The sequence below is a fragment of the Bradyrhizobium sp. BTAi1 genome (assembly GCF_000015165.1).
GTDB lineage: Bacteria > Pseudomonadota > Alphaproteobacteria > Rhizobiales > Xanthobacteraceae > Bradyrhizobium > Bradyrhizobium denitrificans.
Window position 1 is genome coordinate 3,706,333 of sequence record NC_009485.1, and the last position, 23,541, is coordinate 3,729,873.

Sequence of the window (23,541 nt, forward strand, 5' to 3'; positions counted from 1 at the left end):
CAGAGTCTTTTACGCAAGCCCTGGATTGCGTCGCTCCGCTCGCAATGAGTGTGGTTCGTTCAATGATTATGCCGTGCCACGCCGACAGTGCCAGCGATATTCTGATACCGCGTGGCGAGCTCCATGCAGGCACCGGTGGCCTGCTGGCCCACAGTGTTGCGATAGAGCTCCTGCCATGGCGTCTGATTGGCGGGATACGGGAAGCCGCCCTTGGCCTTCAACTCGGCGTGGCGCTTCGCAACCTCCTCGTCGGAGATCAGGATGTTGGCCGAGCCCTTGTTGAGGTCGATGCGCACCTTGTCGCCGGTCCTGAGGATGGCGAGCCCGCCATCGGCGGCTGCTTCCGGCGAGGCGTTGAGGATCGAGGGCGAGCCCGAGGTGCCGGACTGCCGGCCGTCGCCGATGCAGGGCAGGGACAGGATCCCGCGTTTGATCAGCGCGGCCGGTGGCTGCATGTTCACCACCTCGGCGCCGCCGGGATAGCCGATCGGGCCGGCGCCGCGGATGAACAGAACGCAGTGCTCGTCGATGGCGAGCGCGGGATCGTCGATGCGGTCGTGGTAGTCCTCCGGCCCCTCGAACACGATGGCGCGGCCTTCGAAGGCATTCGGGTCCTTCGGGTTGCTGAGATAGCGGTCGCGGAATTCCTTGGAGATCACGCTGGTCTTCATGATCGCGGAATCGAACAGATTGCCGCGCAGCACCAGGAAGCCGGCGTCCTTCACCAGCGGCTTGTCGTAGGACCAGATCACGTCATTGTCCGGCTTCGGCGCCGCGCGGCAATTGTCGCCCATGCTGCGGCCGTTGACGGTGATGACGTCCTCATGGATGCGCTTGTGCCGCATCAACTCGCCGATCACGGCCGGCACGCCGCCGGCGCGGTGGAATTCCTCGCCGAGATAGAAGCCTGCCGGCTGCATGTTGACCAGCAGCGGCACGTCGTGGCCGACCTTCTGCCAGTCGTCGATATCGAGCTCGACGCCGACATGGCGCGCCAGCGCGTTGATGTGGATCGGCGCATTGGTCGAGCCACCGATCGCGGAGTTCGCCACGATGCAGTTCTCGAACGCCTTGCGGGTGAGGATGTCCGACGGCTTCAGATCTTCCCAGACCATGTCGACGATGCGCTTGCCCGTCTCATAGGCGATCTGGCCGCGCTCGCGATACGGCGCGGGGATCGCGGCGCAGCCGGGCAGGGACATGCCGAGCGCCTCGGCGAGCGCGTTCATGGTCGAGGCGGTGCCCATGGTGTTGCAGTGGCCGACCGACGGCGCCGACGACGCCACGATCTGCATGAACTCCTCATAGTCGATCTCGCCGGCGGCGAGCCGCTCGCGCGATTTCCAGACCACGGTGCCGGAGCCGGTGCGCTGGCCCTCGTGCCAGCCATTCAGCATCGGCCCGCCCGACAGCACGATCGCGGGGATGTTCACGGTCGCCGCCGCCATCAGGCAGGCGGGCGTCGTCTTGTCGCAGCCGGTGGTCAGCACCACGCCATCGAGCGGATAGCCGAACAGGATTTCCACAAGTCCGAGATAAGCGAGGTTGCGGTCGAGTGCCGCGGTCGGCCGCTTGCCGGTCTCCTGGATCGGGTGTGTCGGAAACTCCATCGCGATGCCGCCGGCTTCGCGGATGCCTTCGCGCACGCGATGCGCCAATTCGATGTGGTGGCGGTTGCAGGGCGACAGGTCGTTGCCCGTCTGGGCAATGCCGATGATCGGCTTGCCCGATTGCAGCTCGGCACGGGTCAAGCCGAAATTGAGATAGCGCTCGAGATACAGCGCCGTCATGCCCGGATTGTGCGGATCGTTGAACCAGGCCTGCGAGCGCAGCTTGCGGCCCTTGTCAGCGCCGTTGCCGGCATGTCCGTTGGATTTTGTCATTCGTTTCCTCCCGCAGTGCAACGTGGCGACGCCGGCTTGGCTCATGTGCGCCCCGTCGCATGGATGGTGCTCAGCGCGCGCCCCGGTCAGGGTGCAATCGGCCGGTGTCGAGATCGCCTACGTCTTTCGTTCAAGTCGTTGTCGCTCGTCGTGGTTCTAGTTCAGCCTTTTTGGTTGCGCTACCATTTTGTTCCTGAGACGCGATCTGCCGCCGGTGCGACGGCGTGGCGCTGCTGCGAGCTCTGCCGCTCCATGACCTGGAAGCCGAGATCGACGACGCGCTCGGTGACCGGGCGGCCCTCGATCTCGTCCATGATCATGGTCGCGGCCCGCAGACCCATCTCGTAGCGATTGGTCCTCACGCTGGTCAGCGACGGAACCGCCGAGGCCATGAACTCCATGTCGTTGAAGCCGACGATGGCGATCTGCTCGGGCACCGCGATGTGCCGGCGCTGGCATTCGAAAAGGACGCCGAGCGCAAGATCGTCATTAGCGCAGAACACGGCATCCACGTCCGGTGCCCTCAGCATGAGATCCGAGAACAGGCTGCCGCCCATGGTCGTCGAGGTCGGCACCGCCGTTGTGACGATCAGTCGCGGATCGAACAGGCCAGCGATCTTCATCGCGTTCTGATAGCCCTGCAGGCGGCGCTGCACCCTTGGGTCCATGCGTGCGCCGAGAAAGCCGATGCGGCGGCAGCCCTGGGCGAGAAGGTGGGAAATCGCGGCGAAACAGGCGTCCACATGGGAGAAACCGATCATCATGTCGATCGGATCGGGGCCGAGCTCCATGATCTGCACCACCGGGCAGTCGGCCGCCTGCACGATGGCGCGGCCTTCGGCCGTCTGGTCGACGCCAGTGACGATCATGCCCGCCGGCTTCTGCATCAGGAACAGCCGCAGCAGGCGCTCCTCCTGCAGCACGCTGTAACGGGTGTTGGCCAGCTGGATGCTGTAGCGGCTGCCTTCGAAGGCGTCGTAGATGCCGCGCAGCACGTCGGAGAACACGTTGTTGGTGAGCGACGGTATCAGCACGCCGATCACTTCGGTGCGCTGCGACGCGAGCGCGCGCGCGGCGAGGTTGGGAACGTAGCCGAGATCCTTGGCGGCGCTCTCGATGCGCAATCGGCGTCCGGGCGAGACGGTGTCGGGATTACGGAAGAAGCGCGACACCGTGATCGGGCTGACGCCCGCCAGTGCCGCAACCTCGGTCAGCCGGACTTTGCCCGGCTTGATATGTTTCCGTCCCATCCGTCGCTCATAGCATAGGCGGTCTGGTACACAAGCGATATTGACAGCGCTATCACGTGGTTGCTAAGCGAAGCATTGCGAAAGAGAATTAAACTGCGGACAATGCGTGCTGAGCTGTCGTCCCGTCACACAGCTTGAACGATCAAAAGACTACATAACGATAAGCGGTCAGATCAATCGGCCGCAAGCAACGGTCAGAATGCCGCCGATCTGCAGCCAATGCAGTCGGTCTATGAGGAGGAAATTGATGTCGTCGGTGCAAATTCGCGACGTGCGCAAATCGTTCGGCGGATTCGAAGTCCTGCACGGCGTGACGATTCCGATCGAGGATGGCGAGTTCGTCGTGCTGGTCGGTCCGTCCGGCTGCGGCAAGTCGACGCTGCTGCGCATGCTGGCAGGGCTCGAGAACATCACCTCCGGAACGATCTCGATCGGCGAGCGCGTCGTCAACAATGTGCAGCCGAAAGAGCGCGACATCGCGATGGTGTTCCAGAACTACGCGCTGTATCCGCACATGACGGTCGCCGACAATATGGGCTTCTCGCTGAAGCTGCGCGGCGCGCGGCCCGAGGACATCAAGAAGGGCGTGGCGCGCGCCGCCGAGATCCTCGCCCTGACGCCGCTGCTCGACCGCTATCCGCGCCAGCTGTCCGGTGGTCAGCGCCAGCGCGTCGCGATGGGCCGCGCCATCGTGCGCGATCCCCAAGTGTTCCTGTTCGACGAGCCGCTGTCGAACCTCGACGCCAAGCTGCGCGTTGCGATGCGCACCGAGATCAAGGAACTGCATCAGCGGCTCAAGACCACCACCGTCTACGTCACCCATGATCAGATCGAGGCCATGACCATGGCCGACAAGATCGTGGTGATGCATGACGGCATCGTCGAGCAGATGGGCTCGCCGCTCGATCTCTACGACAAGCCGGACAACCAGTTCGTTGCCGGCTTCATCGGCTCGCCGGCGATGAATTTCCTCAACGGCCACCTGAAATCCAACGGCACTGTCTATGTCGAGACCGACAATGGCGCCAAGCTGCCACTGCTGACCGCGCCGGCCGCGTCCAACGGCCGTCCGGTGGTCTATGGCGTCAGGCCCGAGCATCTCGAACTCGCCGATGACGGCATCGAGGCCGAGGTCGTCGTCGTCGAGCCGACGGGATCGGAGACCCAGATCGTCGCCCGCATCGGCACACAGGACATCATCGCGGTGTTCCGCGACCGCCACGAGGTCGTGCCGGGCGCGAAGATCCATTTGCGTCCGCGTGCGTCCGCGGCGCATCTGTTCGACAAGGATACCGGCCGGAGACTCTGATCCGGCCGCGCGAGGCCGAACCAACGAACGAATAAAAAGAACAAGAAACTGCCAACAAACAAAACAAGCAAAATATTCAACGGGAGAAAACTTCAGATGACTTATTTCCCTACGGATCGACGGTCTCTGCTCAAGGGTGGCGCGACCTTGCTGGCGGCCGCGGCGACGATGTCGGCCGAGGATCTGCTCGGCTACGCCAAGGCCTGGGCGCAGACCTCGCCCTGGAAGCCGGAGCCGGGCGCAAAGGTCAACATGATGCGCTGGAAGCGCTTCGTCGAGGCCGAGGACGTGGCCTTCATGAAGATCGTCGACGCCTTCCAGAAGGCCAACAACGTCACCATCAACATCTCCAACGAATCCTATGACGATGTCCAGCCCAAGGCCTCGGTCGCGGCCAATACAGGGCAGGGGCTCGACATGGTGTGGGGCCTCTACACGCTGCCCTTCCTGTTCTCCAACAAATGCGTCGACATGACCGACGTCGCCGACTACCTCGGCAAGAAGTGCGGCGGCTGGACCGACTCCGGCAAGGCCTATGGCATGCTCGACGGCAAGTGGATCGGCATCCCGGTGGCGGCCACCGGCGGCCTGATCAACTATCGCATCTCGGCGGCCGAGAAGGCCGGCTTCAAGCAGTTCCCGAAGGACCTTGCCGGCATGGCCGAGTTCTTCAAGGCCATGAACAAGAACGGCACGCCAGGCGGCATGGCGCTCGGCCACGCCTCGGGTGACGCCAATGGCTGGGTGCACTGGGCGCTGTGGGCGCATGGCGGCAATCTCATCGACAAGGACAACAAGGTCGTCATCAACTCGCCGGAGACCGCCAAGGCGCTCGAATACGTCAAGGGCCTGTACGACAATTTCGTGCCGGGCACCGCGTCGTGGAACGACTCGTCCAACAACAAGGCGTTCCTGGCCGGCCAGCTCTACGCGACCGTCAACGGCATCTCGATTTACGTGACCGCCAAGAAGGAGGCGCCGCAGATCGCCGAGGACATGAACCACGCGCATCTGCCGCCCGGCATCGACGGCAAGACCCGCGAGATGCATCTGGGCTTCCCGATCCTGGTGTTCAACTTCTCCAAGTACCCGCAGACCTGCAAGGCGTTCACCGCCTTCATGCTGGAGCCGGAGCAGTTCAACCCGTGGATCGAGGCGGCGCAGGGCTATCTGTCGCACTTCCTCAAAGGCTACGACGCCAATCCGATCTGGACGGCCGATCCGAAAAACACGCCGTACCGCGACGTTGCGGCAACCGCCACCACGCCGGCCGGACTCGGCAAGCTCGGCGAAGCGGCCGCGGCTGCGATCGCCGATTTCGTGCTGGTCGACATGTTCGCGAACTACTGCACCGGCCGCGAGGACGTGAAGACGGCGATGGCCAGCGCCGAGCGCTCGGCCAAGCGCATCTTCCGCTAGGGCGGGACTCGACCGTGTAGGGTGGGCAAAGGCGCTAGCGCCATGCTCACCGTCATTGCGAGCGAAGCGAAGCAATCCAGGGCCGCGCATACGACTCTGGATTGCTTCGTCGCTTCGCTCCTCGCAATGACGGAGTCGCTCAATCGGTCCCGAACGCCGCCGGGCATGCGTCATCCATGCGCCAGTTCGAAGGGAGCTGCTGGATAAATGAGTACCATTCAGACCTCGTTGCCTCAGGCTGCGGCCATCGGCGAGCCCTCGGCGTGGGTGCGGCTCAAGACCAACCGCAACGTCATCGCGCTGTGGTTCATGCTGCCGGCGGCGGCGTTCCTGATCCTGTTCCTGGCCTATCCGCTGGGCTTGGGCGTCTGGATGAGCTTCACCGACGAGAAGATCGGCCGCAGCGGCGTTTTCGTCGGCATCGAGAACTACGAATGGCTGTGGGACGACTCGATCTTCTGGCTGTCGGTATTCAACACGCTGCTCTACACGATCGTGGCTTCGGCCATCAAATTTGCTATCGGACTTTACCTCGCGCTGCTGTTGAACCGGCACATGCCGTTCAAGGCGATGATCCGCGCGATCGTGCTGATCCCCTTCATCGTGCCCACCGTGCTGTCGGCGATCGCGTTCTGGTGGATCTATGACGCGCAGTTCTCGATCATCTCCTGGTCGCTGATCAAGCTCGGCATCATCACCCAGAACATCAACTTCCTCGGCGATACTTCCTGGGCGCGCGCGAGCGTTATCATCGCCAACATCTGGCGCGGCGTGCCGTTCGTCGCGATCACTCTGCTGGCCGGCCTGCAGACCGTGTCGCCCTCGCTCTATGAGGCCGCAACGCTCGACGGCGCCACCAGCTGGCAGCGTTTCCGCTACATCACCTATCCGCTGCTGACGCCGATCATCGCCGTCGTCATGACCTTCTCGGTGTTGTTCACCTTCACCGACTTCCAGTTGATCTGGGCGCTGACCCGCGGCGGCCCGGTCAATGCCACCCATCTGATGGCGACGCTCAGCTATCAGCGCGGCATCATCTCCGGCCGGCTCGGCGAGGGGGCGGCAATCGCCACCGCCATGATCCCGTTCCTGATGGCGGCCATCGCGATTTCCTGGTTCGGCATGCAACGGCGCAAATGGCAGCAAGGATCCGACCAATGACCGACACCGCGCTGCAAGCCAAGGCGCCCACCACGGCGGGCTCCGACGAATCCGAGGGCATGAGCTACCTGGAGTCGCTGCCGCGGCGGCTGGTCACGCTCTATTTGCCGCTGTTCATCATTCTCGTGGTGCTGCTGTTCCCGTTCTACTGGATGGGGCTGACGTCGATCAAACCCGACGAGCAGCTGATCGACATGGAGAAGTACAACCCGTTCTGGGTGGTGCATCCGACCTTCAAGCACATCTCCAAGCTGCTGTTCGAGACGCAATATCCGCGCTGGCTGTGGAACACGATGTATGTCGCGGTCGGCGCCACCACGCTGTCGATCTTCGCCTCGGTGCTCGCCGCCTATGCCATCGTTCGGCTGCGCTTCAAGGGCGCCGACACGGTGGGTGTGCTGATCTTCTTCGCGTACTTGGTGCCGCCGTCGATCCTGTTCATCCCGTTGGCCTCGGTGATCCAGGCCTATGGCCTGTTCGACTCGCCGCTGTCGCTGATCCTGGTCTATCCGACCCTGCTGATCCCGTTCTCGACCTGGCTCTTGATGGGCTACTTCAAGACGATCCCGTTCGAGCTCGAGGAATGTGCCCTGATCGACGGCGCCAACCGCTGGCAGATCCTGGTCAAGATCGTGGTGCCGCTTGCGGTCCCCGGCCTGATCTCGGCCTTCATTTTCTCGTTCACCCTGTGCTGGAACGAGTTCATCTACGCGCTGACCTTCCTGCAATCGACCCCGAACAAGACCGTGCCGGTCGCGATCGTCAACGAGTTCGTCGACGGCGACATCTACAAATGGGGATCGCTGATGGCCGGCGCCCTGGTCGGCTCGCTGCCGCTCGTGATCCTTTACGCCTTCTTCGTCGAGCATTATGTGTCGGCCATGACCGGCGCAGTGAAGGAGTAGGGCGGCTTTGCCCGTGAGCCGGGTTAAGGTGTCGCCGATTGCTCACGTGGATCTCAACTCTCGTCATTGCGAGGAGCGAAGCGACGAAGCAATCCAGAGCCATTCCGATGCCTCTGGATTGCTTTGCTTCGCTCGCAATGACGGAAGTTAAGACCGCGCCCAACCGTTGCATTTGAAGGAGCATCCCTTGCATATTCTCGTTCTCGGCGCCGCCGGCATGGTCGGGCGCAAGCTGGTGGAGCGGCTGGTCCGCGACGGTCGTCTCGGCGAGGCCGCCATCACCCGCATGACCCTGCAGGACATTGTCGCGCCGGCGAAGCCGGACACCAGCCTCAAGGTCGAGACCATCGCCGGCGATTTCGCGGTCGCCGGCTTTGCCGAGAAGCTGGTTGCTGATCGTCCCGACGTGATCTTCCACCTCGCCGCCATCGTCTCGGGCGAGGCCGAGCTCGATTTCGACAAGGGCTACCGCATCAATCTCGACGGCACCCGGATGCTGTTCGACGCGGTCAGGTTGATCGGTGACGGCTACAAGCCGCGGCTGGTCTTCACCTCGTCGATCGCGGTGTTTGGCGCGCCGTTCCCCGACGCCATCGGCGACGAGTTCGTCAATGCGCCGCTGTTGAGCTACGGCACACAGAAGGCGATCGGCGAGCTGCTGCTGGCCGATTACAGCCGCCGCGGCTTCTTCGACGGCGTCGGCATCCGCCTGCCCACCATCTGTGTCCGCCCCGGCGCGCCCAACAAGGCGGCCTCCGGCTTCTTCTCCAACATCCTGCGCGAGCCGCTGGCCGGCAAGGAGGCGGTGCTGCCGGTGTCCGAGGACGTCCGCCATTGGCACGCCACCCCGCGCTCGGCGGTCGGCTTCCTCCTGCATGCCGCGACCATGGACACCGCGAAGATCGGTCCGCGCCGCAACCTGACCATGCCCGGCCTGTCGGCGACCGTCGGCGAGCAGATCGCCGCGCTCCGGCGCGTCGCCGGCGACAACGTCGCCAATCGCATCAAGCGGGTTCCCGATCCCTTCATCGTCGGCATCGTCGACGGCTGGCCGCGGAATTTCGAGGCCAAGCGGGCCCGCGAGCTCGGCTTCACCACCGAGGAAAAGAGCTTCGACGACATCATCCGGATTCACATCGAGGATGAACTTGATGGTAAGTTCGTTGCTTGAGAACGCCACTTGAGCCCTGGACCTGGATGGCGCGCGTCGCCATCTGGGCGGAAACATATTCGGGAGAGAGATCATGACCGCCAGCATCGTCGGATGGGCGCATACGCCGTTTGGAAAGTTCGACGCCGAGACCGTCGAGAGCCTCGTCGTCAAGGTCGCCAATGAGGCGATCGCCGACGCCGGCATTTCGGCCGGGGACGTCGACGAGATCGTGCTCGGCCATTTCAATGCCGGCTTCTCAGCCCAGGACTTCACCGCCTCGCTGGTGCTGCAGGCCGATCCGGCGCTGCGCTTCAAGCCGGCGACCCGGGTGGAGAACGCTTGCGCGACCGGCTCGGCCGCCGTGCACCAGGGCATTCGCGCCATCGCCGCCGGGGCCGCCAAGATCGTCCTCGTCGTCGGCGTCGAGCAGATGACGCGCACGCCGGGACCGGAGATCGGCAAGAACCTGCTCAAGGCGTCCTACCTGCCGGAGGACGGCGACACGGTTGGCGGCTTCGCCGGCGTGTTCGGCAAGATCGCGCAAGGCTATTTCCAGAAATACGGCGACCAGTCGGACGCGCTGGCGCTGATCGCCGCCAAGAACCACAAGAACGGCGTCGCCAATCCCTATGCGCAGATGCGCAAGGATTTCGGCTTCGAGTTCTGCCGCTCCGAGAGCGAGAAGAACCCGTATGTCGCCGGCCCCCTGAAGCGCACCGATTGCTCGCTGGTGTCGGACGGCGCCGCCGCTTTGGTGCTGACCGACAGCGAGACCGCCAAGTCGTTCGCCAAGGCGGTCAATGTCCGTGCCACGGCCCATGCGCAGGACTTCCTGCCGATGTCCAAGCGCGACATCCTCGCCTTCGAGGGCTGCACGGTGGCCTGGCAGCGCGCGCTGGAGAAGGCCGGTGTCACGCTGTCCGATCTCTCTTTCGTCGAGACCCATGACTGCTTCACGGTCGCCGAGCTGATCGAGTACGAAGCAATGGGTCTGACGCCCAGGGGACAGGGCGCTCGCGCGATCAAAGAGGGCTGGACGCTCAAGGACGGCAAGCTGCCGGTCAATCCGTCCGGCGGCCTGAAGGCCAAGGGCCACCCGATCGGCGCCACCGGCGTCTCCATGCATGTGATGACCGCCATGCAGCTCACTGGCACGGCGCCGGAAGGCATGCAGCTCCCCAACGCCAAGCTCGGCGGCATCTTCAACATGGGCGGCGCCGCAGTGGCGAACTACGTGTCGATTCTGGAGCCGGCGAAGTAGGAAGCGCTTCAAGTGAAACTCCATCCTCCGTCATTGCGAGCGAAGCGACGCAATCCAGGGCCGAGTGCTCGACTCTGGATTGCTTCGTCGCTTCGCTCCTCGCAATGACGGTGATCGGCGTCTTACCGAGCCCGCCATCACGCAGCCCGGATGAGGCCGATGTCCGCGCGCTTCTGAACGAGGCCTATCCGGAAGGCGCGCCCGACGAGCTTGGTCTTTACTACGGCAAGCACGGTCCTCCCGACGCGACGGTGCTGCTGCGCCTCGCACAGCGGATTGTCGGCCATCTCTCGATCTACGAGAGTCGCATCAAGGTCGGTTCCGACGAGGTGATGGCTGGTCTGGTGGGGGAGGTGGCGGTCGCCGTCGATCAGCGCGGATGGGGTCACGTCCGCGCGCTGATGGGCAGGGCGCATCAGCACCTGCGCGAGCGATCGATCCCCTTCTCGATCCTGTTCGCGTTCGAGCCTCCTGTCTACATGTCCAGCGGCTATCGCTCGATGACGAACGAGATGCTGTTTCTCGACAAGGACCGCACTTGGAAAACCCTGGTCTACCGCGGCGGCATGGTCGCCGAACTGCTCGGACGACCCTGGCCGGATGGGCCCGTCGATCTCTGCGGCGAGACGGTGTAGCGAGAGGCGCGGATGTCGCCACGGCTTTCGGCCGCAGCCCGGATGAGCGCAGCGACATCCGGGTTCATCGCAGCATGTCGTGTGACCCCGGATATCGCTGCGCTCATCCGGGCTGCGAAACTCTCGTCATTGCGAGCGAAGCGACGCAATCCAGAGCCGAGTGCTCGACTCTGGATTGCTTCGTCGCTTCGCTCCTCGCAATGACGATCGTGGGCGGGGAGCGACGCCGGCTCACGCCTCCTCCTTGCCAACGCCGTCGGCCACCGCCTTGGCGGCGCGCACCAGGGTCACGCCGTGCTCGGCGAGCAGGCGCGCGGCGGGGCTACGCGTCTCCGGAAACAGCGCGAGCAGCGTATTCGCCCCGGTGATCATGGGATAGCCGACCTCCTGGGCGGCCAGCGCGGCACGGTCGCTGACGCGCAGGAACGCCGGCGACGGCTGCGCGATCTCGCCATCCTCGGCCGCGAGGTGGGCGAGATCAGTGTCGACATAGGCGAGGGTCTTCGTCCGCAGCTGCTTCAGGCTGGCACGGCAGCTCTTCATCACCGCAGCGGCGCTGTCGTCATCGACCAGCGCGAGCAGCAGATGCTCGAGGGTGGCATGGCGATGCCGGCGGTCGCGCGCGCTTGCGATCGCACGCTGTCGTGTCGCCTGCAGCGCGGATGACAGCGGCCGCGCCGTGACGTCCAGCAGTGCCTCGACCAGCTCCAGGCGCTTGATCGGATCGAGCACCGCCAGCAGCTCGTATTTGTGAGCGAGCGGCAGCAGCACCTGCGCGGCGATCGTGTCGGCCACGGTGCCCGGCTGTCGTCCCTGACCGAACGGCGGCCAGCTCTCGGGCATGCGGCTGTTGCGGATCGCGGCGTAGCGCTCGAAGCGCGTCACGGCGCGCAGGATCAGATCCGGCGCATCGGCAGCCCCGTCCTCGGCGATGTCGGACACCTCCGCCTCATAGGCGCTGCCGTCGTTGCTGAACGCTCTGATGAGGACGCGCCGGCCGATGCGCACCTGAACCTTCAGCGTGCCATCCGGCAGCGGCGAGAGTTCCATTAGGTCGGCGCGCAGCCCGATCTCGTGCAGGTCAGCGAAGCCGGGCTCGTCGACGGCGCGCTGCTTCTGCAGTGCAATCACGAGGTCGGTCTGTCGGGCAAAGGCGTCGTTCAGCGCATTGATCGTCTTGGCGCGCCCGACAAACAGCGGGTAGGTGGCGCCAGGGAACGGAACGAGGTCGCGCAACGGAATGGCGGGACGCCGGACCGTTGTGGTCTGAATGACAGGTGCTCGCTGCGGCTTGGTGCCATCGCCGCTCTTGATCAGCGCCGACAGCGTATTCCAGTCGGCCACGCCGAACATCCGCGAGACCAGCTCCAGGCTCTGACTGTGGCTGATGGTGATGGACTTCGTAGTCAGGGAGTCGCGCAGGGTCTGCGCCATAAGCTTGGCATCGCGAAAATCGCGCATCGCTTGATCCTCTGCAGGAGCGAACCAGGCATGTCAGGTGGCTGCGTTGCTGACCCGGTCGCTCGGGCAAAGGGGGAGGCCGTAAGGGCTCGATACGTTCACCATTCCCAGGAGAGGGCGCAACCGGCAGGTCGTATCAACCTACCGACAGGTTGACGCAGGCCGCGACGTCTGTCAATCGCCGCAGCAGGTGGAGGAGGCCGCGACGGGCCGCGACTGTCGTGCCGCCGCCAAGGCATCCGTCTGCCCGCGGAAGGAGTGACACGCCATGATCCTCGCAACCGACCGGCTGGCCCTGCGCGAATGGCGCGATGACGACCGTGCGCCGTTTGCTGCGATGTCGGCCGATCCGGAGGTGATGAAGTTCCTCCGCGCGCTGCCAACGCGCGAGGCGTGTGACCAATGGATCGACTTCCAGATCGCGCATCAGGCCGAGCACGGCTTCTGCTTCTGGGTCGTCGAGTCCCGGGCCACCGGTGCATTCCTCGGCGCGACAGGATTATTCAGGGTGTTCTTCGACGCACCGTTCACGCCGGCGGTCGAGATCGGCTGGCGGCTCGCGCGCGCCACCTGGGGGCAGGGCATCGCCACGGAGGCGGCGCGCGCCGCGCTGGACTTCGGCTTCGACAAACTGAATCTCGACGAGATCGTCGCCTATGCCGCGCCGGCCAACGCGGCCTCGCAGAAGGTCATGCGCAAGCTCGGCATGATCAGGGACGAAGCCTCGGATTTCGATCATCCGCGCGTCGAGGAGGGCAGCCCGCTGCGGCGGCAGGTCATGTACCGGCTCGCGCGACAGGCGTGGGTCGATGCTTCGCGCTGAAAGTGAGTGCGTAGCCCGAATGAGCACAGCGACATCCGGGACCATCGCCGCTGTTTGTGTGATCCCGGATATCGCTGCGCTCATCCGGGCTCCACGTTCAGCTCCGCCACACCTTCTCTTCGCTGAAGCCGAGTTCGGCGAAATCCTTCGTCCGCAGCGCCGCATCGTCCGCCGGAAAGAACTCGTCCAGTTGTGGCGGCTTGGTTGATGTGGCTGACAGCATCGCATGGGCCTGGCCGCGGTGATGGATATCGTGCTGGAACAGATGCAGCAGCAGCCGGTCGCAGCGTTCGTTTTGCACCCGGCTCTCGCGGTTGATGCGGACGGTCTCGTCGAGCCGTGCCGGCGTCAGCGCCTCGCAGAACGCGATCAGCCGGCGGTCCATCGCGCTCTGCGCCTTCACGAGGTCGGAGAGGCGCGGGAACGGCACCTCGTTCTGCCACGCCATCGGGCCGAGCCAGCCGCCTTCCAGCGCGTCGATATAGAACAGGTCGATGATGTAGATGTGGTTCAGCGTCTTCTGCAGGCTGGGAAAGAAGCCGGTGCGCGCAGCCGCGAAGTCGTCGGCGCTGAGCTCGCCGCAGGCGGTCAGCAGGCGATGGTTGGCCCAGGCATTGTTGTAGGCGAAGGCACGAAAGGTCTGGACGAGATCGGCGGGCATTGTGTCTGATCACCCCGTGATGGCTCGTCGCCGATCATACGGAACGGATCGCGTCATTCACCACAGATTTCGGCTGTCCCTCGCGCATCGTCCCCATCCGCGTGGCGGAACTCTGCCACAATTGGTCGCGGTGCATCTGATGGCCGCCTGTGCAACAAGTCGAGATGCCGCACGAAACACCTCTCATTGCGACCATCGTCGCCGGCCTTGGATTGGCCTTCGTCTTCGGAGCCCTTGCGCAGCGGTTCCGGTTCCCGCCGCTGGTCGGCTATCTCCTGGCCGGCGTCGCCGTCGGCCCGTTCACGCCGGGCTTCGTCGCCGACCAGGCGTTGGCGACCGAGCTCGCCGAGCTCGGCATCATCCTCTTGATGTTCGGTGTCGGCCTGCATTTCTCGCTGAAGGATCTGATGTCAGTGCGCGCCATCGCCGTGCCCGGCGCGATCGTGCAGATCACGGTGGCGACCCTGATGGGGATGGCTTTGAGCTGGGCGATGGGATGGTCGCTCGGCGGCGGCCTCGTCTTCGGCCTCGCGCTTTCGGTCGCCAGCACGGTGGTGCTGCTGCGCGCGCTGCAGGAGCGGCGGCTGATGGACACCGAGCGCGGCCGCATCGCAGTCGGCTGGCTGATCGTCGAGGACCTCGCGATGGTGCTGGCGCTGGTGCTGATCCCGGCCTTCGCCAGCCTGCAGAATGGCGACGGCGCGGCGGTCGCGGCCGATCCGCTGGCGGCACGCTTCGGCCTCGGGCTCACGGGCGTGCTGCTGCTGACCTTCGTCAAGATCGGCGTGTTCATGGCGCTGATGCTCGTGGTCGGCCGCCGGCTGATCCCGTGGATCCTGCACTACATTGCCCATACCGGCTCGCGCGAGCTGTTTCGGCTGGCGGTGCTCGCGATCGCGCTCGGCGTCGCCTTCGGCTCGACCAAGCTGTTCGGGGTGTCGCTGGCGCTCGGCGCCTTCTTCGCCGGCATGATGCTCGGCGAGTCGCCGCTGAGCCAGCGCGCCGCACAGGAATCGCTGCCGCTGCGCGATGCCTTCGCGGTGCTGTTCTTCGTCTCGGCGGGCATGCTGTTCGATCCCGCCAGCATCATCCGCGAGCCCTGGCCGCTGCTTGCGACCCTTTTCATCATCCTGTTCGGCAAGTCGCTCGCCGCGTTCCTGATCGTGGTCGCGTTCCGGCATCCGGTCTCGACCGCGCTCACCATTTCCGCCAGTCTTGCCCAGATCGGCGAGTTCTCCTTCATCCTCGCCGAGATCGGCGGCGCCACGAACCTGCTGCCGAAGGCCGGCCGCGACCTGATCCTGGCCGGTGCCATCATCTCGATCATGCTCAATCCGCTGCTGTTCGCGGGCCTCGACTGGCTGCTGCCGCGGCTGGAGCGCCGCCGCAATGATCCAGCCACGCCGGCGGCGGCGCCGCCGGCCGAGATCCCGGCGACCGCGCTCACCGAGCACACGATCATCGTCGGCTATGGCCGCGTCGGCCGGCTGGTCGGCGAGGCCCTCCGGCAGCGCGGCCACGCTTTGCTGGCCGTGGAGACGTCGGACGACATCCTCAAGCCATTGAAGGACGAGGGCGTCGAGACCATCACGGGCAATGCCGCGGCCAGCCACGTGCTGCGCGCAACCAATCCAGCCGGCGCCCATGCGCTCGTCATCGCCATCCCCGAGGCGTTCGAGGCCGGGCAGATCGTCGAGCAGGCGCGCGCCGCCAACCCCGCGCTGCACATCGTGGCGCGGGCGCATTCCGACGCCGAGGTCGAGCATCTCAAGTCGCTCGGCGCCGACGTCGTCATCATGGGCGAGCGCGAGATCGCACGCGGCATGATCGAGGAGCTGGGCACCAGGCCGCCCGACGCCGCGCCCGCGCTGGTGCCGCACCGGCCGGCGGAGCAGGTGCAGGTGTGAGGTCGTTGTCTTGTAGCCCGGATGAGCAGATGCCTGCGCCCTTGCGGGCGCAGGCTGTCGCTCATCCGGGCTAGATGAGGAGCGACCTCGCGCTCACTCCGGCATCATCGCGCCGGAGCCGCCGAACTCGGCCGGAAAGTCCTTCAGCTTCGGCAGGCCGTCTTTGATCGGCAGTACGCTCTCCGCATAGTTGACATGGACTCCCGGCGTGAACTTCAAGGTCGGGATGGTCGCGGCATAGACGTCGATCATGCCGAGCGGCGGGTGGTCGGTCATCAGATGCCCGCCACACTTGGTGCAGTATTTGCGGTGGCTCATGTCGGTCTTGTGATAGGTACCGATCGCATCCGCGCCCTTGGTCACGCGGACATTCGCCGGCTTCCACAAGGTGAAAGCATTGACCGGGCCCGCCGACCACGAGCGGCAGGACGAGCAATGGCAATAGCCCATCGCCTCCGGCTCGCCATCGGCCTCGAGCTCGACCGCGCCGCAGAAGCATTTGCCCTGATAGAGCGTCATGACAGCGTTCTCCCTGTGTGTTGTTTTTGGATCTTGGGCGGACATGCTGACACAGCTCGGCGGCGAAAGGGAATCGCAGAATGCGCGTCAGCGCAGGGAACATCTGGTGCAGCGCAGCGGCTGACGTCGCTGATCGTCCGCACGGCGGAATGTGGCTTGAGTAACTCCGTCATGCGCGGGCTTGTCCCGCGCATCCACGTCGTTCCTCGGGGGAGGACGGACGTAGATGGCACGAGCCCGGCCATACGAGGAGGGGGACATCTGTCGTGACGTCGGAAGGCCGTATGCGCTGCGCATGGCCCCATACGCGCACGCCGCTTGCCCCGGAACCCGGGTGCCGTTAGCTCCTGGCACAACAACGAACGAGGGAGACGGCGCCGCGATGGGACCGCTTGCGGGCATCAAGGTCATCGACATGACCACCGTGCTGATGGGGCCGTATGCCGCCCAGACGCTTGGCGATTACGGCGCCGACGTCATCAAGGTGGAATCGCCCGAGGGCGACGTCACCCGCAAGATCGGTCCATGGCACCATCCCGGCATGGGACCGGTGTTCCTCAACACCAACCGCAGCAAGCGCGTGATCTGCCTCGACCTGAAGAAGCCGGCCGGCCGAGAGGCCGTGCTGCGCATGGTCAAGGACGCCGACGTGCTCCTCTATAACATCCGTCCCCAGGCGATGGCGCGGCTGAACCTCGGCTACGACGTGGTGTCTGCGCTCAATCCGCGGCTGGTCTATGCCGGCGTGTTCGGCTTTGGTCAGGACGGACCCTATGCGGCAAAACCGGCCTATGACGATCTGATCCAGGGCGGGGCGGCTTTGTCGCATCTGATGGCGGTGGCCGGCGACGGCACGCCGCGCTATGTGCCGAATGCGCTGGTGGACCGCATCGTCGGGCTCACCGCCGTCGGCGCGATCTGCGCCAGCCTCGTGCATCGCGACCGCAACGGACGCGGCCAGCGCCTGGACGTGCCGATGTTCGAAACCATGTCGGCTTTCATCATGGGCGATCACATGGGCGGGCTGACCTACGCCCCGCCGCTCGACCGCGGTGGCTATGCCCGGCATCTGTCGCCGGACCGCCGGCCTTACAAGACCGCCGACGGCTACATCTGCGTCATCGTCTACAACGACAAGCAATGGGACGCGTTCTTCACTGCGTCAGGCCGCCCCGACCTGCGCGCCGACGACCGCTTCAACAGCTTTGCCCGGCGTGCCGCGAATATCGACCTCGTCTATGCCGAGCTCGCCCGCATCTTCGAAACGCGCAGCACGGCCGAATGGACTGATCTGCTGGATGCGGCCGACATCCCGGTCATGCCGATGCACGACCTCGAGAGCCTGCTGCACGATCCGCATCTTGTCGCGACTGATTTCTTTCCTATCGTCCAGCATCCCACCGAAGGCCAGATCCGCAGCACCCGCGTCTCGGCGACCTGGTCGGAAACCAAGGCTGAGCCGCAGCGTCTGGCGGCGCGGCCGAACGAGCATGGCGAGGAGATCCTGCGCGAGCTGGGTTTCTCGCATGACGAGATCGTCGCAATGATCCGCGACGGCGCAACGACCCCGCCGCCTGCAAAGGAGTGACCCGATGGATTTCGCGCTCTCCGCCAACCAGGACTCGATCCGCGATGCGGTGGCCAGGATCTGTGCCCGGTTCGACGACGCCTACTGGCTGAAGAAGGACAAGGAGGGCGGCTTTCCCGCCGACTTCCACAAGGCGCTGGCCGACGCCGGCTGGCTCGGCATCTGCATTCCGGAAGCGTATGGCGGTTCCGGTCTCGGCATTCTCGATGCCGCGATCATGATGCGCACGATCGCGGAGTCCGGCGCCGGCATGAGCGGCGCCTCGGCGATCCACATGAACGTGTTCGGGCTCAATCCGGTCGTCGTGTTCGGCACCAAGGAGCAGTGCGCGCGGATGCTGCCGGGCATCGTCGATGGCAGCGAGAAGGCGTGCTTCGCGGTGACCGAGCCGAACACCGGCCTCAATACGACGCAGCTGAAGACCCGCGCGGTGCGCAAGGGCGACCGCTACGTTGTCAATGGCCAAAAGGTATGGATCTCGACCGCGCAGGTCGCCGAGAAGATCCTGCTGCTCGCGCGCACCACGCCGCTCGAGGAGGTCAAGCGCCCGACTCACGGACTGAGCCTGTTCTACACGGATTTCGACCGCAGCCGCATCAAGGTGCACGAGATCGAGAAGATGGGCCGCAAGCCGGTCGACTCCAACGAGCTGTTCTTCGAAGATTTCGAGATTCCGGTCGAGGATCGCTTGGGCGAGGAGGGGCGGGGCTTCGACTACATCCTGCACGGCATGAACCCCGAGCGTATCCTCATTGCTGCAGAGGCCGTCGGTCTCGGCCATCTCGCGCTGTCGCGCGCCTCGGCCTATGCGCGGACGCGTAACGTGTTCAACCGGCCGATCGGCCAGAACCAGGGCATCCAGCATCCTCTGGCAAAGAACTGGATGGAGCTGGAAGCGGCGTGGCTGATGGTGCTGCAGGCCGGCTGGCAATACGACCAGGGCATGGCCTGCGGGCCGGCGGCGAATGCCGCGAAGTATCTCGCCGCCGAGGCCGGCTTCCACGCCTGCGAGCAGGCGGTCATGACCCATGGCGGCTTCGGCTACGCGCGTGAGTATCATGTCGAGCGATACCTCCGCGAATCCCTGATCCCCCGCATCGCCCCGATCAGCCCGCAGCTGATCTTGGCCTTCATCGCCGAGAAGGTCCTCGGTATGCCAAAATCGTATTGAGATGAGTTCTTGCTGAGATGTTGAGCGCAATCATCAGGGACGCACGATACCCGTATTCCCTCCCTTGTGGGGGAGGGACAGGGAGGGCGGTCCCCTACGGGGACTCGTCGTATGAGGATACCGGCGTCGGTCGATTTTCCGGACTGGCCGACGTGAGCACATGCCCCGGGGCTCGCGGGGGGCTCGCCTCTCCCCGCGTGCGGGGAGAGGCCGGATTGCATCGAAGATGCAATCCGGGTGAGGGGAACTCTCCACGCACTGAACTCGTGGAGAGTTCTCCTCTCCCCGCGCACGGAGAGAGGGGGCGCACCGCCCGCGTCGCACAATCTCGGGTCAAGCTACAGGGGGCCGACACGACCCTGTGCGCAGTGAGGGAAGCGCAGCGGCACTCGGGGCTGGCGCCATGACCTACATCACCGGCACCGGCCTCACCGCGTTTGGCAAGCACGATGGGCGCTCGTCGCTCGATTTGATGAGCATGGCAGCACAGCTCGCGCTCGACGATGCCGGGCTCACGCGGCGCGACATTGACGGCATCCTGTGCGGATACTCCACCGTGTCGCCGCACATCATGCTCGCGACCGTGTTCGCCGAGCATTTCGGCATCACGCCGTCCTATGCTCACGCCGTGCAGGTCGGCGGCGCCACCGGGCTCGCAATGGTGATGCTGGCGCATCATCTGGTCGAGGCCGGCGTGGTCAGGCACATGCTCGTCGTCGCTGGCGAGAACCGCCTCACCGGGCAGAGCCGCGATGCGTCGATCCAGGCTTTGGCGCAGGTCGGGCATCCCGTCTACGAACTGCCGCTGGGACCGACCATCCCCGCATATTACGGTCTCGTCGCCTCGCGTTACATGCATGAACATGGCGTCACCGAGCAGGACCTTGCCGAATTCGCGGTGCTGATGCGCACGCATGCGCTCGACCATCCCGGCGCCCAGTTCCATGATCCGATCACGGTGGCTGACGTCATGGCATCCAAGCCGGTGGCGCGGCCCCTGAAGCTGCTCGACTGCTGCCCGGTGTCCGATGGCGGCGCGGCCACCATCGTCAGCCGCGAACCGACCGGAGCCGCAGCGGTGCGTGTGCGCGGCTGTGCCCAGGCGCACACGCATCAACACATCACGGCGGCGCCGGCGCTGAGCAACCTCGGGGCCGAGATCGCGATCACGAAGGCCAAAGCCGCTGCCGGGGTCGAGATCGTCGATGTCGACTACGCGGCGGTCTATGACAGTTTCACGATCACGCTCTGCATGCTGCTCGAGGATCTCGGTCTGGCCGGCCGTGGCGAGGCGGCTGCGCGTGTCAGGGCCGGCCATTTTGGCCGTGCGGGCGCGGTGCCGCTCAACACCCATGGCGGGCTGTTGAGCTATGGCCATTGCGGCGTCGGCGGCGCGATGGCGCATCTCAACGAGGCGCATCTGCAAATGACGGGACGGGCCGGCCACCGGCAGGTGCGCGAGGCGTCGCTGTCGCTGCTGCATGGCGATGGCGGCGTGCTGTCGTCGCATGTCAGCATGTTCTGGGAGCGGGTGCGATGAGCGAGGCGGCTGACTGGACCCGGGGTGAGGCCGTGATTCGCTACCAGCGCTGCGAGTCGTGCTCTCACCTGCAGTACTTCCGGCGCAGCTTCTGTTCGGCCTGCGGCTCGGCGGCCGTCACCGACCACCAGGCGAGCGGTATGGGCACCGTCTACGCGACATCATCGGTCTGCCGGGCTGCAACGCCGGAGACGCGCGCCCATGTGCCTTACAACATCGTGCTCGTGGATATGCGCGAGGGCTTTCGGATGATGGCCCATGGCGACCATGATCTTGCGATCGGCGACGGGGTCGAAGTCCGCTTCGTCGCCTTCGCAGGCGGCACCGTGCCATATTTCGGCAAAACGGAATGAGGTTGTGCGGCCGATGCACATCCGGACGGGCCGACCGCGGGCGGCCGAGGCGGGAACGATACGCAATACAGTTATTTCGTCCCGACCCGGATCGCCGCGCGATTGACGCAAAACGCTTACGCTACGCCTACCAACTCAAACGCAACTCAACTCGGTCGTTCGCGTGAGCAATCAAGCCCACATTCCTATCGACGGGCGATGAAGCAGCTGCGACGCAGAACCTCCAGACAGCCCTTCATCGCCCGTAGAACAGGACGCTGGCGATGACGATCATCGAGGTCACCGCCAGCATGTGTGCAAGTGCTTCCGATGTCGCCCTCTTTGTGGCTTCCTTCATGCCGTTTCCTCCCTGGACACTGGACACGACTCTCCGTTGCGCAAATACACACGCGACGGTCGGCTGGAATTTACTCGGAACACCCCACGTCGACGTCCGCTTCGCGAGTCCCCACTCGGCGTCGATCGACACTAGGGAACATCGTCGGCCAATGCGGCGCGAATTGGGCTCGCTTATGGTTGTCCTGCGACCGAGTCCCGGTAACGTTTGGGCGAGGCCGTACAAATACGAGTCATGAAAATCGGCCTTCAGAGACCATCCGGCGGCACGAGCCGCCATTCCAGGTCCAGGCGAAGCCTGCCGTCGCGTGACGTTTCGATGACGGACCTAGTCGGCCGCGAGCAGATTGAGGCGCGCATTGGCCACCGTCAGGCGGTCCGCCAGCAGCTGCGCGAGATTGCGCATGATGCAGGCGCCCGCGTGCGGGTGAGAGCTGCGGAAGCGCTCGAAATCCGGAAGCGTGATTTCGAAGGCGCTGGCCGAGAAGTCGGCGACGACATCGGCGGAGCGCACCGGTTCCAGCAGCGCCATCTCGCCGAAACATTGCCCGGCCGTCAGGGTCGCCAGCCGGATGCCATCGGGCAAAGTGACATGGACGACGCCCGAGCGCAGGAAGAACAGCGATGTCGCCGCGTCCCCGGCGCTGAGAATCCGTTCGCCCTGTCGATATTGCCTGATGGTCGCCAACGCGGCGAGCTCATCGCGCTCGCCCTCCGTGAGGCCGGCGAGCAGTGGCTGCTCCGCAAGCTCCGTGGTTTCGAGGAAGTCGATCGCGCCGCCATGACGATAGACGATCTGATCCTCGGCCCATTCGATCGCCGTATCGAGCAGATAGAAATCGCGCACGTTCCGGATGTCGCCGGTGCGCGCCGTGATCTCCTGCCATTCCGGCGAACTGCGCCGAATCCCGGACAGCACCACCGTGACGTGGAAATCTGCCAGCTCGTGAAACAGCTCGGCCAGCAGGCGCAGGCCTGCTTGTGTCATGGCGTTGACGCGGTGGAGATCGAAGATGACGAATTGCGGGCGCGCGCGCCCCGCAAGCTGACGCGAGACATAGTCGACGTTGGAGAACGACAGCGTGCCGACCAGCTCGAGCACGCGCACGGCATCGGGATGAGCGGCGAGGATCTTCCGCTCCTGCGCCCGACGGCTGCGCCGCGACGGGTTGGCGCCGATGTCGTAGTCGGCGATGATCGAGGCGCGCGCATCGTCCGAGCGGTTCAGCATGTGCAGTCCGTAGTGCGCCGACAGCGCTTCGCAGACCTTGATGCCACGCACGCTGTTGCCGTGGCTGTCGAGCCGGGGCGAGTAGCTGCCGAGCCCGAGTCGCGCCGGCAGGCTCGCCAGGATGCCGCCGCCGACGCCGCTCTTGGCTGGAATGCCGACTCGGTAGATCCATTCGCCGGCGAAATCATACATGCCCGAAGACGTCATCACGGACAGCGTCCGTGACACCGCATAGGGTGTCACGACCTGCTCGCCGGTGACCGGATTGACGCCGCGATTGGCCAGCGTCGCCGCCATCACCGCGCAGTCGCGCGCAGTCACGAGCACGGCGCATTGCCGAAAATAGACCGCGAGCACATCCTCGACCGGTTCCTTGATCACATGGGATGTCCGCAGGAGATAGGCGATGGCGCGGTTGCGGTCCCCGGTCGCGGCCTCCGATGCGAACACCGCATCGTCGACGTCGAGCCTGCGACCGGCGAAGCGGCCCAGCGCGTCGCGGATGGACTCGAAGGCATCGGCGCCCCTGGCCTTCAGGATGAGGCCGCTACAGGCGATCGCACCGGCATTGACCATCGCATTGAACGGATGGTTGTTGGCATTGAGCCGGATCGAGTTGAAGGGGTCTCCCGACGGCTCGACGCCGATGACCTGTTCGACTGCGTCGGAGCCGAGCGTGTCCAGCGCGAGCGCGAAGACGAACGGCTTCGACATCGACTGGATCGTAAATGGCACGCGGCTGTCGCCGACCTCGTAGACGTGGCCATCGAGTGCCGCGAGGCTGATGCCGAAATGCACGGGGTCGGCCTTGCCGAGCTCCGGAATGTAGTTGGCGACCGTGCCGTCATGGTCGGGCCCAAAATCGGCGTGGCAGGCGGCGAGGAAGCGCTGCAGCGGCGGCATCGCCGCGGACGCCCAATGTTGCGGATTGCGGATGGGCCGCTTGTGGTCGGTGGTCATGGCAAGCTCGGCGGG

The 23,541-nt window shown here is 65.1% G+C and carries 19 protein-coding genes; 13 read left to right on the top strand and 6 right to left on the bottom strand.

What is annotated here, in order from left to right; all coding sequences use genetic code 11:
- Window positions 1-59: 59 nt before the first annotated feature.
- Together BBTA_RS16615 and BBTA_RS16620 are read right to left on the bottom strand one after the other, a co-directional pair.
- Complete coding sequence (locus BBTA_RS16615) at window positions 60-1,883, bottom strand: IlvD/Edd family dehydratase (RefSeq protein ID WP_012043653.1); 1,824 nt, start codon at window positions 1,881-1,883, stop codon at window positions 60-62.
- A 179-nt stretch (window positions 1,884-2,062) separates the two neighbouring features.
- Window positions 2,063-3,133: a LacI family DNA-binding transcriptional regulator gene (locus tag BBTA_RS16620; protein ID WP_012043654.1), complete on the bottom strand. Its 1,071-nt coding sequence runs from the start codon at window positions 3,131-3,133 to the stop codon at window positions 2,063-2,065.
- A 247-nt stretch (window positions 3,134-3,380) separates the two neighbouring features.
- Between BBTA_RS16620 and BBTA_RS16625 the strand changes: the two genes are divergently transcribed.
- The 7 genes from BBTA_RS16625 to BBTA_RS41115 all read left to right on the top strand — a co-directional run bounded on the left by BBTA_RS16625 (window position 3,381) and on the right by BBTA_RS41115 (window position 10,976).
- Window positions 3,381-4,442, top strand: a complete 1,062-nt coding sequence (locus BBTA_RS16625; RefSeq protein WP_041750694.1) for an ABC transporter ATP-binding protein — start codon at window positions 3,381-3,383, stop codon at window positions 4,440-4,442.
- 96 nt (window positions 4,443-4,538) lie between these two features.
- Window positions 4,539-5,861: an ABC transporter substrate-binding protein gene (locus tag BBTA_RS16630; protein ID WP_012043656.1), complete on the top strand. Its 1,323-nt coding sequence runs from the start codon at window positions 4,539-4,541 to the stop codon at window positions 5,859-5,861.
- A gap of 207 nt (window positions 5,862-6,068) precedes the next feature.
- Entirely contained in the window at window positions 6,069-7,022 is a 954-nt protein-coding gene (locus tag BBTA_RS16635) for a carbohydrate ABC transporter permease (RefSeq protein ID WP_012043657.1), read from the top strand.
- A complete protein-coding gene (locus BBTA_RS16640; protein ID WP_012043658.1) occupies window positions 7,019-7,927 on the top strand; it encodes a carbohydrate ABC transporter permease in 909 nt (302 codons plus the stop codon). The genes BBTA_RS16635 and BBTA_RS16640 overlap by 4 nt, the downstream gene beginning before the upstream one ends.
- Before the next feature lie 187 nt (window positions 7,928-8,114).
- The gene (gene denD, locus BBTA_RS16645; RefSeq protein WP_012043659.1) at window positions 8,115-9,098 is read left to right on the top strand and encodes a D-erythronate dehydrogenase; all 984 of its coding nucleotides are present in this window, start codon (window positions 8,115-8,117) and stop codon (window positions 9,096-9,098) included.
- Window positions 9,099-9,171: 73 nt separating this feature from the next.
- Window positions 9,172-10,341: an acetyl-CoA acetyltransferase gene (locus BBTA_RS16650; protein ID WP_012043660.1), complete on the top strand. Its 1,170-nt coding sequence runs from the start codon at window positions 9,172-9,174 to the stop codon at window positions 10,339-10,341.
- A gap of 104 nt (window positions 10,342-10,445) precedes the next feature.
- On the top strand, window positions 10,446-10,976 hold the full coding sequence (locus BBTA_RS41115) for a GNAT family N-acetyltransferase (protein WP_012043661.1): 531 nt from the start codon (window positions 10,446-10,448) through the stop codon (window positions 10,974-10,976).
- Between the two features lie 231 nt (window positions 10,977-11,207).
- Here the strand turns inward: BBTA_RS41115 and BBTA_RS16660 are convergent, their stop codons facing one another.
- A complete protein-coding gene (locus tag BBTA_RS16660; RefSeq protein WP_012043662.1) occupies window positions 11,208-12,437 on the bottom strand; it encodes an LON peptidase substrate-binding domain-containing protein in 1,230 nt (409 codons plus the stop codon).
- A gap of 268 nt (window positions 12,438-12,705) precedes the next feature.
- On the opposite strand from BBTA_RS16660, the gene BBTA_RS16665 reads away from it, so the two are divergent.
- On the top strand, window positions 12,706-13,260 hold the full coding sequence (locus tag BBTA_RS16665) for a GNAT family N-acetyltransferase (RefSeq protein ID WP_012043663.1): 555 nt from the start codon (window positions 12,706-12,708) through the stop codon (window positions 13,258-13,260).
- Window positions 13,261-13,357: 97 nt separating this feature from the next.
- On the opposite strand, the gene BBTA_RS16670 is transcribed toward BBTA_RS16665, so the two are convergent.
- Window positions 13,358-13,921, bottom strand: coding sequence for a DinB family protein (locus BBTA_RS16670; RefSeq protein WP_012043664.1), 564 nt, complete (start codon window positions 13,919-13,921; stop codon window positions 13,358-13,360).
- Window positions 13,922-14,085: 164 nt separating this feature from the next.
- Here BBTA_RS16670 and ybaL point away from each other — a divergent pair, with 164 nt between their 5' ends.
- Entirely contained in the window at window positions 14,086-15,828 is a 1,743-nt protein-coding gene (gene ybaL / locus BBTA_RS16675) for a YbaL family putative K(+) efflux transporter (protein WP_041750695.1), read from the top strand.
- A gap of 93 nt (window positions 15,829-15,921) precedes the next feature.
- Here ybaL and BBTA_RS16680 read toward each other — a convergent pair whose 3' ends face one another.
- The gene (locus BBTA_RS16680; protein ID WP_012043666.1) at window positions 15,922-16,347 is read right to left on the bottom strand and encodes a GFA family protein; all 426 of its coding nucleotides are present in this window, start codon (window positions 16,345-16,347) and stop codon (window positions 15,922-15,924) included.
- Window positions 16,348-16,729: 382 nt separating this feature from the next.
- Between BBTA_RS16680 and BBTA_RS16685 the strand changes: the two genes are divergently transcribed.
- The 4 genes from BBTA_RS16685 (at window position 16,730) to BBTA_RS16700 (ending at window position 20,999) form a co-directional block, all read left to right on the top strand.
- Window positions 16,730-17,935, top strand: a complete 1,206-nt coding sequence (locus tag BBTA_RS16685; RefSeq protein WP_012043667.1) for a CaiB/BaiF CoA-transferase family protein — start codon at window positions 16,730-16,732, stop codon at window positions 17,933-17,935.
- 4 nt (window positions 17,936-17,939) lie between these two features.
- Window positions 17,940-19,106 (top strand): acyl-CoA dehydrogenase family protein, encoded by a 1,167-nt coding sequence (locus BBTA_RS16690; protein ID WP_012043668.1) that lies wholly within the window; start codon window positions 17,940-17,942, stop codon window positions 19,104-19,106.
- A 403-nt stretch (window positions 19,107-19,509) separates the two neighbouring features.
- Complete coding sequence (locus BBTA_RS16695) at window positions 19,510-20,646, top strand: thiolase family protein (RefSeq protein ID WP_012043669.1); 1,137 nt, start codon at window positions 19,510-19,512, stop codon at window positions 20,644-20,646.
- Window positions 20,643-20,999 (top strand): Zn-ribbon domain-containing OB-fold protein, encoded by a 357-nt coding sequence (locus BBTA_RS16700; protein ID WP_012043670.1) that lies wholly within the window; start codon window positions 20,643-20,645, stop codon window positions 20,997-20,999. Before BBTA_RS16695 ends, BBTA_RS16700 begins: the two co-directional genes overlap by 4 nt.
- 664 nt (window positions 21,000-21,663) lie before the next feature.
- Here the strand turns inward: BBTA_RS16700 and glsA are convergent.
- Window positions 21,664-23,526 (bottom strand): glutaminase A, encoded by a 1,863-nt coding sequence (gene glsA, locus BBTA_RS16710; RefSeq protein ID WP_012043671.1) that lies wholly within the window; start codon window positions 23,524-23,526, stop codon window positions 21,664-21,666.
- Between the last annotated feature and the right edge of the window lie 15 nt (window positions 23,527-23,541).